The sequence below is a fragment of the Pedobacter sp. L105 genome (assembly GCF_009765875.1).
In the GTDB taxonomy this organism is placed as follows: domain Bacteria; phylum Bacteroidota; class Bacteroidia; order Sphingobacteriales; family Sphingobacteriaceae; genus Pedobacter.
This window is the reverse complement of record NZ_LMUP01000002.1, coordinates 285,431-300,773: the sequence shown is the minus strand read 5'-3', so window position 1 is coordinate 300,773 and position 15,343 is coordinate 285,431. Positions and strand designations below refer to the sequence as shown.

Here is a 15,343-nt window from a genome sequence, read left to right as displayed (position 1 = left end):
AATACTTAACGCTGTTAAATTATCTATACACCATTTCTTTCAGTACCAGGAAGAAAGCCTCTCAAAGTGTCACGTTTTTTTTCTCTAAACAGCTAACGCTGTTAAATCATTTACATGTTAAAACATCAATTCATGCATCACATAATCACTAATATATATACCCCTTTTATTTACAAGTTAAATCAGTCGACAAACGTTATGAGAACTTCAATTTTACTAATGGCGATACTATTTGCCGGGTGTGCCGGCAATCAGGCTCAGGCTCCCGCACCTGAACCTCAATCTCTTCAGGTTATATCTTTACAAAATAGTTCAGAAACAACTTATACAGATTATCCAGCTTCAATTCAGGGAACAGTTGATCTGGAAATACGCCCGCAAGTTTCCGGGATCTTAGATCAGATTCTGGTAAACGAAGGTGCCCAGGTACAAAAGGGACAACCTTTGTTCAAGATCAATGAACGCCCCTTCAGAGAAGCATTAAATAATGCGAAAGCTTTATTACATGTAGCTCAGGCAGCGGTCATCAATGCTCAGATAGAAGTAGATAAATTAACTCCTTTGGTTAAAAACAAGGTAGTTTCAGAATTTCAATTAAAAACTGCTACAGCAACCTACCAGTCTACACAGGCAGGTGTTGAACAGGCAAAAGCAGCAGTGGCTGCTGCAGAAATCAACCTCGGTTATACTTTAATTAAGGCTCCTGTAGCGGGTAATGTTGGTAGACTGCCTAAAAAACAAGGAAGTATTATTTCTCCAACCGATGCAGTTGCACTAACAACACTTTCTGATTCACATGAAGTACATGTTTACTTTTCTTTAGGTGAAGATGATTTTGTGGCCTTTAATGCCAAATATCCTGGAAGTACTACCGCAGAAAGATTAAAGAAACTGCCGGGTGTATCATTAGTTTTAGCAGATAACAGTGTTTACGGAGAGCAAGGCAAGGTAGATATGGTTGACGGACAATTTGATAAACAAACAGGTTCCATTTCTCTGAGAGCTACATTTGCAAACAAACAAGGTCTTTTGCGCTCAGGAAATACTGGTAAAATCAGATTAAGCCTGCAACACCCGGATGCTATTTTGATCCCACAATCTTCAACAGTGGAAGTACAGGATAAAATGTTCGTGTTCCTGGTTGGAGATTCGAATAAAGTGAGCAGACAACCTATTGCCATCCAGGGTACCAGCGGAGAAAATTACCTGGTAAAAGACGGATTGAAATCAGGCGACAGAATAGTTTATGAAGGTATCGATAAACTTAAAGATGGTGATGTCATTAAACCTGAAAAATTAAAAGAAGAACCAGTTAAAACTGCAAAAAGATAATTCATAACAATCATGTTTAAAAGATTTATAGAAAGACCTGTATTAGCAACAGTAATTTCCATTCTGTTGGTAATACTCGGTATCCTGGGAATGACCAGGCTACCCTTACAGCAATTCCCTGATATTGCGCCCCCCGCCGTTCAGGTTACGGCACTTTATCCTGGTGCAAATGCTGAAACTGTACTTCGTTCAGTAGCGCCTTCTTTAGAAGAGTCTATTAACGGGGTAGAGAACATGACGTACATGAGCTCTACTGCAAGTAATGACGGGTCCCTCACCATTACGGTGTATTTCAAACTGGGAACAAATCCGGATTTGGCAGCGGTGAATGTACAAAACCGTGTATCACAAGCTACCAGTCAGTTACCTACAGAGGTAGTACAAGCAGGGGTAACCACTGCTAAACAGCAGAACAGTTTGATCATGGTACTCAGTATGTTTACTGATGACGAAAAAAAGTATGATCAGACTTTTATGGACAACTATGCCCAGATCAATTTAATCCCTGAGATTAAAAGGATACAAGGGGTAGGTGCAGCCGTAATTTTTGGTGGTAGTAAAGATTATTCGATGCGCGTATGGCTGAAGCCAGCGCAAATGGCAACTTATAATTTAACACCTGATGATGTTACAGCAGCCATTAAAGATAAAAATCTTGAAGCAGCACCGGGTATGTTTGGTGAAAGCAGCAAAGTGGCTTTCCAATATGTATTAAAATATAAAGGAAAGCTGACCAAACCAGAGCAGTATGAGAATATTATCATTCGTTCCAATCCTGATGGTTCATTCCTCCGATTGAAAGATGTAGCGAGGGTTGAATTTGGTGCTTATACTTATTCCAGTCTTACCCGTATTGACGGTAAAACAGGATTAAATATCGCGATTCAGCAATTGAGCGGATCCAATTCAAATGATATCCAGATCGCGATCGATAAATTCATTAAAAAAGCCCAGAAAGACTTTCCAAAAGGCATACACGTAGTAAATTTATACAATACCAAGGTATCCCTGGATCAGTCCATTGATCAGGTTATACATACTCTGATCGAGGCCTTTATCCTGGTGTTTATTGTTGTATTTATCTTTTTACAGGATTTCCGATCTACACTGATTCCTGCTATTGCAGTTCCGGTAGCGATTTTAGGAACGTTCTTTTTCATGTCCATCTTTGGTTTCTCTATTAACTTATTAACGCTGTTCGCGCTGGTACTGGCCATCGGTATTGTGGTGGATGATGCGATTGTGGTAGTGGAGGCAGTGCATGCCAAGATGGAACATGAACACCTTCCTCCAAAATTAGCTACGGCATCGGCCATGCATGAGATAACAGGGGCAATTATTTCCATTACACTGGTGATGAGCGCCGTGTTCCTTCCCGTTGGTTTTATGGAAGGATCAACTGGTATGTTCTACAGACAGTTTGCCTTTACACTGGCTATTGCAATTGTAATTTCTGCAGTAAATGCATTAACGCTGAGTCCTGCCTTATGTGCCTTGTTCCTGAAGAATGTACATATGGCTCATGGTCATGCTGGCGAGGTGGTTAAAAAGAGCTTTAAAGAGCGTTTCTTTATTGGCTTTAACACCGGTTTTACTTCCCTGACAAACAGGTATGTAAACAGTGTGAAATTCCTGATCAAAACCAAATGGATAGGTATTGCTGGTTTAGTTGTAGTGATTTTGGCCACCGTTTGGATGGTGAAAAGAACACCTACAGGATTTATTCCTTCAGAAGATCAGGGCTTTATTGCTATTTCCTTGTCTATGCCTGCAGGTGCGTCATTAGAGAGAACTACTGCAGTAGTAAAACAGTCTGAAGACTTAATCAGGCCCTTAGCGTTTACTAAAATATATAATGGATTATCTGGTTTCAATTTACTTACACAATCCAGCGGCCCTTCTGCAGGTGCGATGTTTATTCTGCTAAAACCTACAAAGGAAAGAGGAGATGTAAAGGATATCACTGCCATTATGAATATTGTTAGAGGTAAACTGGCTTCAATAAAAGGTGCCAATTTCTTCGTCTTCACTTTCCCTACCGTTCCTGGTTTCAGTAACGTGGATGGATTGGATTTTGTACTTCAGGATAGAACAGGTGGCGACCTGAATAAGTTCAGCGGTATATCCAATAATTTTATTGGCGAGCTGATGAAACGCCCTGAAATAGCCGTTGCCTTTACAACGTTTAGAGCAGATTATCCACAGCTGCAAATGGAAGTGGATGAAGCTAAAGTAGAACAGTTAGGCGTTTCTACCAAAGAGTTGTTATCTACTATGCAGGCTTATTTTGGTAGTGCACAGGCTTCAGACTTTAACCGATTTGGTAAATACTACAGGGTAATGGTTCAGGCCGATGTGGTTGATCGTGCCGATCCTTCTTCTATGGATGGAGTATTTGTTAAAAATAGAAATGGCGAAAATGTACCGATCAATACACTGATCAAACTGAAACGTGTATATGGTACAGAAACGGTTTCCCGTTATAACCTGTTTAACTCTATCGAGATCAACGCGATTCCTAAACCTGGGTTTAGCTCCGGAGATGCGATCAGGGCTGTAGATGAAGTAGCTGCAAAACAATTGCCAACAGGATATTCCTATGAGTATTCAGGTTTGACAAGGGAGGAAATTACTTCCGGCGGACAGTCTGTAGTTATTTTCAGTTTATGTCTGGTATTTGTTTACTTCCTGCTTTCTGCACAATATGAAAGTTATATCCTGCCATTTGCTGTTATCTTATCTATTCCTACTGGTGTGTTCGGTGTTTTTGCTGCCATTGGTTTAACAGGAATTGAAAATAACATTTATGTACAGGTTGCACTGGTCATGCTGATTGGTTTGCTCGCTAAGAATGCGATTCTGATTGTAGAATTTGCCGTGCAGCATAGAAAATCCGGGAAGACGCTGGTTGAAGCCGCGTTGGAAGCTGCACAATTAAGGCTGCGTCCGATTATTATGACATCGCTGGCTTTCGTAGCAGGTCTTACCCCAATGATGAGGGCAACTGGTCCATCTGCTTTGGGTAACCACTCCATTAGTATTGGTGCTGCCGGAGGTATGATCACCGGAGTTATCCTGGGACTGTTTATTATCCCTGTATTATTTGTGATCTTCCAGTTCCTGCAGGAAAAAGTTTCTGGTGTACCCGAACAAACAATTGAAATTGAAAATACCCCCAAAGAATATGAAATCGTATAAAAATATATATATCGTGCTTTTAGTACTGCTTGCTGCGGGTGCATGTAAAGTTTCGAAGGATATTCCAAAGCCTACCCATGCTGCTCCTGAACAATTCAGGAACAGTACGGCTACGGATAGCCTGAGTATCGCCAGCCTTCCTTACAAAGAGTTCTTTAAGGAAAAAGCAATCAGGGACCTGATCGATACCGCTGTGATCAATAATTATGATATACAGATCGCAGTAAAAAATATAGAGTCAGCGTCGCTGGTATTTAAACAAGCTAAGTTAGGCAATGTTCCAACTGTCAATTTACAGGTAAATGCAAGCACTAACCGTTATTCTGATAACAGTTTGAATGGATTGAGCCTTGCCCAGTATTCTACGGCAAAACACATCGAGGATTACAATGCAACTGTAGGATTAAGCTGGGAAGCCGATATCTGGAATAAGATAGGTAACCAGAGAAGAGAAGCCGGCGCTTCCTTTCTACAATCTGCAGAAGCGAAAAAAGCAGTGCAGACACGTTTGGTAGCTAATGTTGCAGAAGGATTTTACAACCTTATTATGCTGGATACTCAGTTGGATATAGCAAAGAAAAACCTTTCCCTGAATGATAGCACACTAACCATTATCAAGTTGCAATTTGATGCCGGACAAACAACTTCCCTGGCTATCCAGCAGGCAGAAGCCCAGGAGCTGGTAGCTGCCGGATTGGTTCCGCAATTGGAACAGATGATTGGCCTGCAGGAAAATGCATTGAGTATTCTTACCGGTGCTTTCCCTAAATCTATTGCAAGGGCTGGTTTGTTGGGTTCATTGCAGGATCAGGATAATTTGTCAACAGGTTTCCCTGCTGCCATGGTCAGCTTAAGACCTGATGTGAAAAGCGCCGAGCTGGAACTGGTTAAAGCCAATGCCAAAGTAGGCATTGCCAAAGCAAGTCTTTACCCTTCATTTGTGATCAGTGCCGCTGGTGGTGTAGATTCTTATGTGTTTAAAAACTGGTTCAACTTGCCGGGTTCTCTGTTCGGTATGGTTGCCGGCGGAATTACCCAGCCTATCTTCCAGCATAAAGAGATGAGAACACAGTATGAACTGGCGCTGGTAGACCGTGATAAAACGGTGATCCAATTCAAACAGTCAGTCTTAACTGCTGTTGGAGACGTGTCCGATCAACTGATTAAAATTGAGAAATTAAAACAACAATATACCATAGCTAATACAAGGGTTGGTGTAGTTAAACTGGGTTTGAATAATGCAAATCTGTTATTCAAAAGCGGAATGGCAAACTACCTGGAAGTGATTACTGCGCAAAGTAATGCTTTGCAAAGTGAACTTGATCTGGCTACCATTAAAACTGATCAGCTGAATGCTGAGGTTGAATTGTACAGAGCCTTAGGCGGGGGCTGGAAATGAAAAACCAAACCCATAGCTTCTGGACTGGGGTAATTAATTATGTTAGGGCTTCTGCACAATCCGCAGAAGCCCTTAAACCGTGGGATTTCAGGACAGAAAAAGAATCGAAAACTGTACTGGTTTTCAGGACATCTGTTGAAGAATATTCTGATCAGTCGCCTTTATTTATTCAGTTAAATGAACTGATTGGCGCAAATAACTGGACTATTGATCTGGAAGATGTGGATAAAGTATTAAGGGCAATTTGCGTAGAAAGCAGTCGTGACGAAATAGTTACCCTGCTGCAACAGCAAGGTTATCTCTGCGAGGTGTTGTTATAAGGGCAATATTCACAAAGAATAGATAATTGTGGAATAATTATTGGATATTGAACAGGAAATCCGGGGGGCATACCACTTTCAAAAACAATGAAAATGATCGTGGTAGTATCTTAACCGGTAAATACATTTAATTTATTAATGAAAAACCTCTTCAATGGAAAATTATAGTACTACAAAAACTAAATCAAAAAGTAATATCGGGCCCATCATCTTTGTGGTCATTATCCTCCTGCTGGCAGGATTCTTTTACTACCGTTATTATTTCGTTTTTGGGGAAGGGGTTAAAGCCGGACAACTGAACTATTTTGTTAAAAAAGGTTACGTTTTTAAAACGAATGAAGGACGTTTGATCCAGAGTGGTATCCGCTCGCAAACTGGTGGTACCGTTGCTTCCAATGAATTTATGTTTTCCGTACAGGACCAGAAAGTGACAGACAGGCTGAATAAAAGTGCCGGCTTAAGTCTGGAACTGCATTATAAAGAGTACCTGCACACCCTTCCTTGGAGAGGTGTAAGTAAATTTGTAGTGGATAGCGTGATTACCACTACGCCGGGACAGCCATAAGCTGAGGGACAGATGAACCATTTGTCTATCCAATTGCTTAATTTAGCAGACGACAATGAGAATTCTTCATACTGCCGACTGGCACCTGGGCAAAAGATTAGAACAAAGTGAACGCACCGACGAGCATCAGGCTTTTCTGAATTGGTTAATCGTAACCTTACAAACAGAAAAGATTGATGTTTTAATTGTTGCAGGCGATATTTTTGATACCGGAAGTCCTTCTAATACTGCTTTTGAACAGTATTATGGCTTCTTAAGGCAGGTAAAAGATACCTGCTGCCGCGAGGTGATCATTATTGGGGGCAACCACGACTCGATCAGCACACTCAATGCCCCTCAATCCCTTTTAAAATATTTTAATGTACATATCATTGGCGGGGTTCCTGAAGAATTTACCGACCAGATCATAGAGATCAGCCATGAGGGTAAACTGGAGCTGGTTGTCTGTGCAGTTCCTTTTCTGCGCGATCGTGACATCAGGCTCTCTGTAGCAGGTGAAACAATGGAAGAAAGGGAAAGCAGAATTAAGCAGGGAATTACCGACCATTACCACCGTTTTTTAAAACATATCAGCAACTATAAGCTAAACCATATTCCGGTTATTGCTACCGGACATCTTTTTGCGGCCGGATCAAGTACATCCGACAGTGAAAAGGAAATCCATGTAGGTAATCTCGGGCAGATTGGCGGTGATCAGTTTCCAAAAGAGTTTGATTACGTTGCCCTGGGGCATATTCACCGCCCGCAGCTAATCAATCAGCTCAACCATATCCGGTATTCCGGTTCGCCCATTCCTTTAAGTTTTTCAGAAACTGACGATAAAAAGCAGGTAGTTATCCTGGAATTTCAGGAGGGGGAAATGACCAGTCTCGAAACGCTTGAAGTTCCCTGCACACGCAGGCTGATCCGCATTAAGGGAGATTTTGAAAAGGTAAAAACAAAACTCGTTTTACTGGGAGATCCTCATACCCTATTTCCTGCGTGGGTAGAAATTCAGGTGGAAACAGAAAGCACTATTTTTGACCTGGAAGAACAGCTGAATTCGCTGATTGTGAACAAGCCATTTATAGAACGCCTGTTTCCAAGACAGTTCAGAATAAAAGCAGCACAAAACCTGGATGAACAAACAGCAGAAGCTATGGCTTTAACAGATCTCGATCCCAAAACAGTATTTTTAAAGTGCTGCGCTTCGGCTTATCCGGAGCAGGACCATACGGTATTGCTGACTGCTTTTAATGAAGTACAGGAGTATATGATCCAAAAGGAAGAAAGACCATGAAGATTATCAGCATTAAATTTCTGAACCTCAATTCCCTTAAGGGACAGCACGAAATCCGCTTTGATAGGCCTCCATTCACTGAAAGCGGAATATTTGCAATTACAGGCCCCACAGGGGCAGGGAAAACTACTTTACTGGATGCCATCACTGCCGCACTTTATGGCAGGGTGCACCGTCACAGTAAAGACGTATTTGAAATTATGACCCGTCATACGGCAGAATCCTACGCAGAAGTAGAATTTGAAGTGAGGGATAAATTATACCGCGCCAAATGGTCTATCAGGCGCAGCCGCGGCAGGGCCGATGGCCAGCTCCAAACGCAAAAGATGGAGTTGGCCGATGCGCTGACAGGACAGATCATTATTGAACACCCGCTAAACGATGTAAGGGAAGAGATTGTTAAACTATGCGGACTGGATTATAACCAGTTCCTTCGTTCTGTAATTTTATCGCAGGGCGATTTTACCCGCTTTCTAAAAGCAGATGAGAATGAAAGAAGTGAATTGTTAGAAAAGATCACTGATACAGGAATCTATTCACAGTTATCTGTCGCTGCTTATGAAAAAGCGAGGGAGGAGCGTTTGAAACTTGATCACCTGCGGGGTAGGCTGGATCATGTGGTTTTGCTGACGGTTGAAGAAAGAGAGGCTTATTCAACATCTCTCCAGGCACTGTCAGATCAGGAAACTGTGCTGAAGAAGGAAGAATCGGGATGGAGAGATCAACTGATCTGGCTGGATAACCTGGAGAAACTGGAATCCAGGAAACAGGAACTGTTAACCGATCTTTCGGCAGCAGAGTTATTTCATGCAGCACATGAACCACGGTTTATTCAGCTGCAGCAGCATTTGCGGGCATTGGTTCATCGCCCTGCACTGGCAGAGCTTACTATCATAGAAAATCAGCAGCAAAAGATAAATCTTGATCTGACCGAAGCCAAACTGCAGTATCCTGAAGTGCTGAAACAGGAAAAGCAGACTAATGATTTATTGCTGGCATCGAAACAGCAAACGGCGCTAAAAGAGAAATTACTTTTAGAAATGGGGCCTGTTTTCGAGGAAGTCAGTAAAAAAGATTTACTGATTACACAGGCTAAAAACCAATATGAACAAACCGGTCAGTCTTTTGAAGCAGCAAGGTTAAACCTTCAGGTTACCGAAAATTTACGTTCCGGGATGAACGAAGCGTTAAAAACCATTCAACTGAGAATTGAGCAGCTTAGCCAGTGGTTAAAGGATAAGGAGAGTGATGCCGTTTTGGATAAAACAGTAATTGTTTTCAGGCAGTTTACCCAACAATTGGCATCATTAGCATTAAAAAAGCGCGCTGCTGAACAAGTACAGCAGGAACATATCAGTCAGAAAGATCGGGCCGCTGGCGAGTTACAGCAGAGCCGGAAAAATATCACAATAGCTGATCAGCAGTTATTAAATTCATATGCCGCTATTGAGCGGCTAAAAGCATCTCTTGATGCTGTTCTGGAAGGTAAAGCCGATCAAGATCTGGAAGCAGAATTAAGACAGCTGCCTGTACTGATCAATACCTCAGAACAGCAGTTCAAACTGGCCAGTTCCTATCACAAACTGGAGCAGGATAAAAATGCCCTGCTCAAAACACTAGTTAACTACCAGCAGAAGAAAGAAGAAGAACAAAGTTTATTGAATAACCTTCAACAGGAAAATCAGTATGAAGCAGGGTTGCTGGTACACCTGCAGCAGATCTATGAGCTGGAAGTAAAGGTACAGAAATATGATGCCGATCGTTTGCAATTACAGGTAGAGCGGCCCTGTCCGCTTTGTGGCTCTGTTCATCATCCATTTGTAGATGGGCATTACCCATCCAGGGTCACCGAGACCGAAGAACGTCGTAATCAGCAACAAGTGAAACTGGAACTGCTAAAGCAGAGACTCGATGCACAATCAATTATTGTCAATACACTAAGCAATCAAATTGAAGCGGGGGACCAATCAATGCTTGTGTCTCAAAATTCATTGGCACAGATCCTTTCGGAGTTTCAGCTGAATAACGAGCGGTTACCTAAACCTCTTAATATTGATAAGGTGGATATTATAACCGCAGTTATTCATAAAAAAAAGTCTCAGTACGATGCGCTAAATAAACAATTGCAGCTAGTGAAAAATTTCCAGCTGGAGATCAGTGTGTTGGAAACAGGAGTAAATCAGCAAAAGGAACAGCTGGCCCTGGAGAAAAACAAAGCAGAACAGGCAAAGCTGACCGTCACTTTTGCCGAAAAACAAATCAGTGCCGTGGCCAATGATTTGATGACAGCGACTGCTGAAATGGAAGCGCTGCATAACAGTTGTGTTCAGTTACTAACGCCATTAAGCATTGAATTTAATGCCGGCCAGGCAGATGAGGTAATCCTTAGCCTAAATAACCGTTACAATCATTATCATCAATCAGAAAAGGAACTCCATCAGCTTCAGCCCGATCTTCGGGAGAAAGAAACGGAATTAAACAATATTGCAAAAGCTATCGGCGAGAAGAAGAATGCCGTTGAGCTGCTTAATGATCAGTTAAAGAAAGCAAGCATTATCCTGGAGCAGTTACAGGAAGAGCGTAAGAAACTTTTTGGATTAAAGGATCCTGCAAAGGAACGGTTGTTACTAACGGAAGAGGTAAAAAAGAATAGGGATCAAACTGAAAACCTTCAGCTTGCTTTACAGGAAAAACAGGAAAGAGTGCGTATTATCGAAGATCGGCAGTCTACGTTGAATACTTCATTTCTAAACAGCAAACAGCTGTTTAATGCGCATTTGGAGAAACTAACAGCACAATTAAATACGGAAGGATTATCTTCTATAGAAGATTTGAAACAATTATATCTTCCTGATCAGGAAGCTCAGTCTGCCGAAGAATTGCAAAAAGAATCCACACAAAAAATAGCTTCAGGGAAAAGTCTGTTGACTGCAACTGAAAAAGAATTGGTTACAGAACGTCAAAAAAATAAAACAGAAAACACAAAAGAGGTTTTATTGCCTTTGGTGGAAGAGCAGGGACAGGCAATATCACTTCTTCAGCAGGAAAAAGGAAGATTGATCCGCATCCTCTCAGAAGACGATCTGCTGAAGCTTAAACATACCGAAGTAGCACAGCAGATAGAGAGCCAGCAAAAAGAGTTTGACCGTTTCCAGCAGTTATCCGTTTTGATAGGTTCTGCAGATGGAAAGAAATTCAGCCGTTTTGCCCAGGGCTTAACCCTGGCGCGGTTAACAGAGCTTGCCAACCGTCATTTGCTGCGGTTGAGTGACCGTTATAGTATTTTAAAAAGCCCGGAAAAGGATCTGGACCTGCAGATCATTGACGGCTATCAGGCTGATGTGATCAGGCCAATGTCTACACTTTCAGGAGGGGAAAGCTTTTTGGTGAGCCTGGCGCTGGCATTAGGCTTATCGGATCTGGCAAGCCGTAAGGTGCAGATCAATTCTTTGTTCATTGACGAAGGTTTTGGTACCCTGGATGCAGAAACGCTGGATGTGGCAATCACTGCACTGGAAAATTTGCAGGCCGGCGGAAAAAATATAGGGATTATTTCCCATGTGGAAGCCTTAAAAGAAAGGATTGGTACACAAATACAATTGAGCCGTGAACCGGGAGGGACAAGTAAAATATCCCTCTACAGTTATGGTAAACGAGTAGAGGGATGATAAAATTTAGATCGTAGCCATGTCAATTACAAAACGGTAATGAACATCACCTGCAAGGGTGCGCTCATAGGCTTCGTTGATCTGGTCCATACGGATCATTTCCACATCTGATGTGATATTGTGTTCTGCACAATAATCAAGCATTTCCTGTGTTTCTTTAATTCCGCCAACTAAAGATCCTACCAGACTGCGTCTGCCGAAGATCAGTTGTCCCGGAGCAACTGTAGCTGGTACCGGTGGAACACCCAATAAGATCATTACCCCATTTGTTTTTAATAAAGCAAGGTATTCGTTATAATCATGCTCTGCTGATACGGTATCGATAATGAAATCAAAGGTGTTAGCCAGTTCTTTCATGGTATCTTTTTCGGTAGTCAGTTTAAAATGATGTGCACCTAATTCTGCTGCATCTTTTTCTTTTTTAGGTGAGCGGCTTAACATGGTAACTTCAGCACCCATAGAGGCTGCCAGTTTTACTGCCATGTGTCCTAATCCGCCTAAACCTACAACGGCCAGTTTATGACCTGCTTTTACTCCCCAATGGCGTAAAGGAGAATAGGTAGTGATACCTGCGCAAAGCAATGGTGCAACTTTTTCTAAAGGTAATTTGTCAGATACTGAAAGTACAAAACCTTCTGTAACTACGATGTGGGTAGAATAACCACCGTAGGTAAGGGTTTTTTTATCTTGTTCAAGAGCATTATAAGTTTGAGTATTACCGTTTTCACAGTATTGTTCCTGGTGGTCTTTACAATTGTCGCAATGACCGCATGAATCTACAAAACAGCCTACACCTACCGTATCACCTGCTTTGAATTTCGTTACAGATTCGCCTACGCGGGTAACTTTACCTACAATTTCATGACCAGGTACTGCAGGGTATTGGGTTGCTCCCCATTCGTTACGTGCTGTGTGGATGTCTGAGTGACAAACACCGCAGAATAAGATTTCTATTTCTACATCTTTAGCTCCCGGTTCGCGGCGATCAAGTGCGTAAGGGGCAAGTGGTTTTTCTGCAGCGTATGCAGCATAAGATTTTATTGATTTCATTATTTTGTATTTTTTCTTTGAATGGTAATGAAGCCTGAATGCACAGCTTCCATTGATTTAACAGCAAAATATCGAAAATGTTAGATTAATCAAAACTTTGAATTTACAGCAGGATAATATTTAATTTGATCAGGAGTCGTTCTTATGATTAACTTGATAAAATCGTTAAACAATTATAATTAAATGGGTGTTGCTAAAGATATGGTTAAAAAATTATTTGCTGGAAAGCTTGTTACAACAGTTATTGTTGTATTTATTATGGGAGTGCTGTTAATGTTACAGGGCTGTCATAAAAGCAAATCGGACCTTGGAAATACTTTATTTACTGAGACCGGAAATAAAGTATTTAAAAAAATAGACAATGACGCTTTTGCCGAAGTTTTCAAAAAAGAACTGGCTTATCATCAAAATTTAGGCTATCCTGGCTTAACAGCTGCTTTTTATGAACAGAACGGTTATGAGCCGGTGATGATCTTAAAAAATATTCACAACAAGGGAATGCAGTTGCTTTTTTCTTATTTTAACAAAGCTGGTGAGCATGGTTTGGACCCTGGTTTTTTTCGTGCCCAGGAATTTGGTGCACTAATCAATAAGTTATACGATAAAAATGGGATAAAAACTGTTAATGAAGCCTACCATACACTGGCCAGGCTGGAGCTGTTAACAGCTAATTCATTGATTAGTTATAGCAATGCCCTGCAGTACGGCGTAGTTAGTCCCAAAAGTATTTATACAGCCTACTATACCGATACTAAAAGGCCGGATAGTCTGGCAATGATCCACATTTTTGACCTGACTGATTTTAGGCAGTACCTGGATAGTATCCAGCCAAAAGATCTGCAGTACATCGCCCTGCAAAAGGCATTAAAAGAGGGTACCGCCGCACCCGGCATTAGCGTAGAGGAAACACAGAAAGTTTTAAAGATCAACCTGGAAAGATTACGCTGGAAAAATAAACCCTTAGATGAAAAATATGTGATCGTAAATATTGCCGATTACCGGCTTGATGTGATGGAAGCAGGGAAGTCTGTACTGAATATGAAGGTCTGTGTAGGTGAGGGACGGGCAAAGGCGGGTTCTTTTTCAAGGGAAACACCTCAGTTAAACAGCCTGATCCACAGTGTGCAGGTTAATCCTGTATGGAATATTCCGCAGAGTATAGCCAGCAATGAAATTACCAAAGAGGCTGCGGCCGATAAGTATTACCTTTCCAGTCATAATATCGATGTTTATGAAAAAGGACAACTGGTAGAAGATACAGAGCTGATCGATTGGTCTGATGCCGGCGCAGGTAAAAAGTACCAGTTTAAGCAGCGTCCTGGTGCAGATAACTCTTTGGGTAAAATAAAATTCCTGTTTAACAATAAGAGTGCGGTTTACTTACATGATACACCTGCCAAAGCTGCCTTCAGCCAATCGATGAGGGCTGTTAGCCATGGTTGTGTGCGTTTAGAAAAACCATTGGATCTGGCTCATGCACTGTTTGGGGACGGTACCGAATTTGAACAAATCAAAAAACAGATGGATAGTACTGCTGATGATACGGCTGCTGCTGTTGCTACCAATATCGCCCTGCCCAAAAAAGTTCCGGTTTATTTAACCTATTACACTTCCTGGGTTGATGACGGAAATATCCTTCAGGTAAGAAAAGATGTATATGGACTGGATAGAATACTGTATACTTATCTTCAAAAAATAGGAGCGGTTTAACCCGCTCCTTTATTCTATATACGTGCAATCAAAGTACTGGTAGTGTCCTGCATAGGGATAATACTGTTTGCTGCCAGATGTGTATCCAGGTATTTTGAAGAATAAGACTGGTCGCTTCCATTGATAAAAATAACAGTTTTTCCTTCAATAGTATTGATCACCAGGTTTGATAACTCAGCAGGGACTGCCGGGCAGCCCTGGCTATGACCTAGCCTTCCCAGTTGATCAATGGTACTCTGGCTTACATAAGGTGCACCATGCACTACAATGGATCTTTTGCGTGCGTTTGAATTATAACCTTCATCCATACCATCAAGCCTTAATGAGCGGCCATGTTTACCATTGTAAATCTCGGCGGTTACATAAAAGCCCAGGCTGCTTTCATTAGAATCATTGGCATCAGAAAAACGTGTGGCCATATCGGCTCCGCTGTTGGAACCATGAGCTACCCAGGTATTCAATAAAAGTGAATCTTTTTTAAGATCAATAATCCAAAGTCGTTTTTTAGTGCTGTTTACATCAAAATCCGCAATCGTCAGAATAGATTTTTCCGTGGAGATCTTGCCACTGCTTTTCAGATTATAAAACCCGGTTAATGCCTTTTGAAATACTTCAGGATTAAGTCCTGCTTGTTGAAGATGCGCCCCTGTGTAGATCTTACTGACATACTGGGTATACAACGAGTCTTCAGTTACAGTTTTAGCGGTAGAAACACCATTTAAAGACGGTGTCCAGCTAATAATGGTCAGTGCAAGTGTACTAAAAACTAATCCTGCTCCGCCTAAAAGGTATTTTCTCATAGAATTTGGTTTTGGTGCTATG

The 15,343-nt window shown here is 41.5% G+C and carries 10 protein-coding genes; 8 read left to right on the top strand and 2 right to left on the bottom strand.

Going from position 1 to position 15,343, the window contains the following annotated elements:
• Positions 1–198: 198 nt before the first annotated feature.
• From GSQ84_RS02455 to GSQ84_RS02425, 7 genes are all read left to right on the top strand, one after another.
• Complete coding sequence (locus tag GSQ84_RS02455; RefSeq protein WP_158795665.1) at positions 199–1,332, top strand: efflux RND transporter periplasmic adaptor subunit; 1,134 nt, start codon at positions 199–201, stop codon at positions 1,330–1,332.
• Positions 1,333–1,344: 12 nt separating this feature from the next.
• Positions 1,345–4,530 carry an efflux RND transporter permease subunit gene (locus GSQ84_RS02450; protein WP_158795664.1) on the top strand — a complete coding sequence of 1,062 codons (3,186 nt, stop codon included), beginning with the start codon at positions 1,345–1,347 and terminating at the stop codon, positions 4,528–4,530.
• Positions 4,517–5,929 carry a TolC family protein gene (locus tag GSQ84_RS02445; protein ID WP_158795663.1) on the top strand — a complete coding sequence of 471 codons (1,413 nt, stop codon included), beginning with the start codon at positions 4,517–4,519 and terminating at the stop codon, positions 5,927–5,929. The genes GSQ84_RS02450 and GSQ84_RS02445 overlap by 14 nt, the downstream gene beginning before the upstream one ends.
• Complete coding sequence (locus GSQ84_RS02440; RefSeq protein ID WP_158795662.1) at positions 5,926–6,249, top strand: hypothetical protein; 324 nt, start codon at positions 5,926–5,928, stop codon at positions 6,247–6,249. Before GSQ84_RS02445 ends, GSQ84_RS02440 begins: the two co-directional genes overlap by 4 nt.
• Positions 6,250–6,403: 154 nt before the next feature.
• A complete protein-coding gene (locus tag GSQ84_RS02435) occupies positions 6,404–6,814 on the top strand; it encodes a hypothetical protein (protein ID WP_158795661.1) in 411 nt (136 codons plus the stop codon).
• A gap of 55 nt (positions 6,815–6,869) precedes the next feature.
• Positions 6,870–8,093 carry an exonuclease SbcCD subunit D C-terminal domain-containing protein gene (locus GSQ84_RS02430; RefSeq protein WP_158795660.1) on the top strand — a complete coding sequence of 408 codons (1,224 nt, stop codon included), beginning with the start codon at positions 6,870–6,872 and terminating at the stop codon, positions 8,091–8,093.
• Complete coding sequence (locus GSQ84_RS02425; protein WP_158795659.1) at positions 8,090–11,761, top strand: AAA family ATPase; 3,672 nt, start codon at positions 8,090–8,092, stop codon at positions 11,759–11,761. The genes GSQ84_RS02430 and GSQ84_RS02425 overlap by 4 nt, the downstream gene beginning before the upstream one ends.
• 6 nt (positions 11,762–11,767) lie before the next feature.
• Here GSQ84_RS02425 and GSQ84_RS02420 read toward each other — a convergent pair whose 3' ends face one another.
• Positions 11,768–12,811 (bottom strand): NAD(P)-dependent alcohol dehydrogenase, encoded by a 1,044-nt coding sequence (locus tag GSQ84_RS02420; RefSeq protein WP_158795658.1) that lies wholly within the window; start codon positions 12,809–12,811, stop codon positions 11,768–11,770.
• A 183-nt stretch (positions 12,812–12,994) separates the two neighbouring features.
• On the opposite strand from GSQ84_RS02420, the gene GSQ84_RS02415 reads away from it, so the two are divergent.
• Positions 12,995–14,521: a L,D-transpeptidase family protein gene (locus GSQ84_RS02415; protein ID WP_254070763.1), complete on the top strand. Its 1,527-nt coding sequence runs from the start codon at positions 12,995–12,997 to the stop codon at positions 14,519–14,521.
• A gap of 14 nt (positions 14,522–14,535) precedes the next feature.
• Here the strand turns inward: GSQ84_RS02415 and GSQ84_RS02410 are convergent, their stop codons facing one another.
• Positions 14,536–15,321, bottom strand: a complete 786-nt coding sequence (locus GSQ84_RS02410; protein ID WP_158795657.1) for a murein L,D-transpeptidase catalytic domain family protein — start codon at positions 15,319–15,321, stop codon at positions 14,536–14,538.
• Positions 15,322–15,343 lie beyond the last annotated feature (22 nt).

What these genes read in the sequence shown, in the direction of transcription:
- GSQ84_RS02415 (WP_254070763.1), top strand. Translation starts at nt 12,995, where the DNA reads ATGGGTGTTGCTAAAGATATGGTTAAAAAATTATTTGCTGGAAAGCTT.
- GSQ84_RS02435 (WP_158795661.1), top strand. Translation starts at nt 6,404, where the DNA reads ATGGAAAATTATAGTACTACAAAAACTAAATCAAAAAGTAATATCGGG.
- GSQ84_RS02410 (WP_158795657.1), bottom strand. Translation starts at nt 15,321, where the DNA reads ATGAGAAAATACCTTTTAGGCGGAGCAGGATTAGTTTTTAGTACACTT.
- GSQ84_RS02450 (WP_158795664.1), top strand. Translation starts at nt 1,345, where the DNA reads ATGTTTAAAAGATTTATAGAAAGACCTGTATTAGCAACAGTAATTTCC.
- GSQ84_RS02420 (WP_158795658.1), bottom strand. Translation starts at nt 12,811, where the DNA reads ATGAAATCAATAAAATCTTATGCTGCATACGCTGCAGAAAAACCACTT.
- GSQ84_RS02445 (WP_158795663.1), top strand. Translation starts at nt 4,517, where the DNA reads ATGAAATCGTATAAAAATATATATATCGTGCTTTTAGTACTGCTTGCT.
- GSQ84_RS02455 (WP_158795665.1), top strand. Translation starts at nt 199, where the DNA reads ATGAGAACTTCAATTTTACTAATGGCGATACTATTTGCCGGGTGTGCC.
- GSQ84_RS02440 (WP_158795662.1), top strand. Translation starts at nt 5,926, where the DNA reads ATGAAAAACCAAACCCATAGCTTCTGGACTGGGGTAATTAATTATGTT.
- GSQ84_RS02425 (WP_158795659.1), top strand. Translation starts at nt 8,090, where the DNA reads ATGAAGATTATCAGCATTAAATTTCTGAACCTCAATTCCCTTAAGGGA.
- GSQ84_RS02430 (WP_158795660.1), top strand. Translation starts at nt 6,870, where the DNA reads ATGAGAATTCTTCATACTGCCGACTGGCACCTGGGCAAAAGATTAGAA.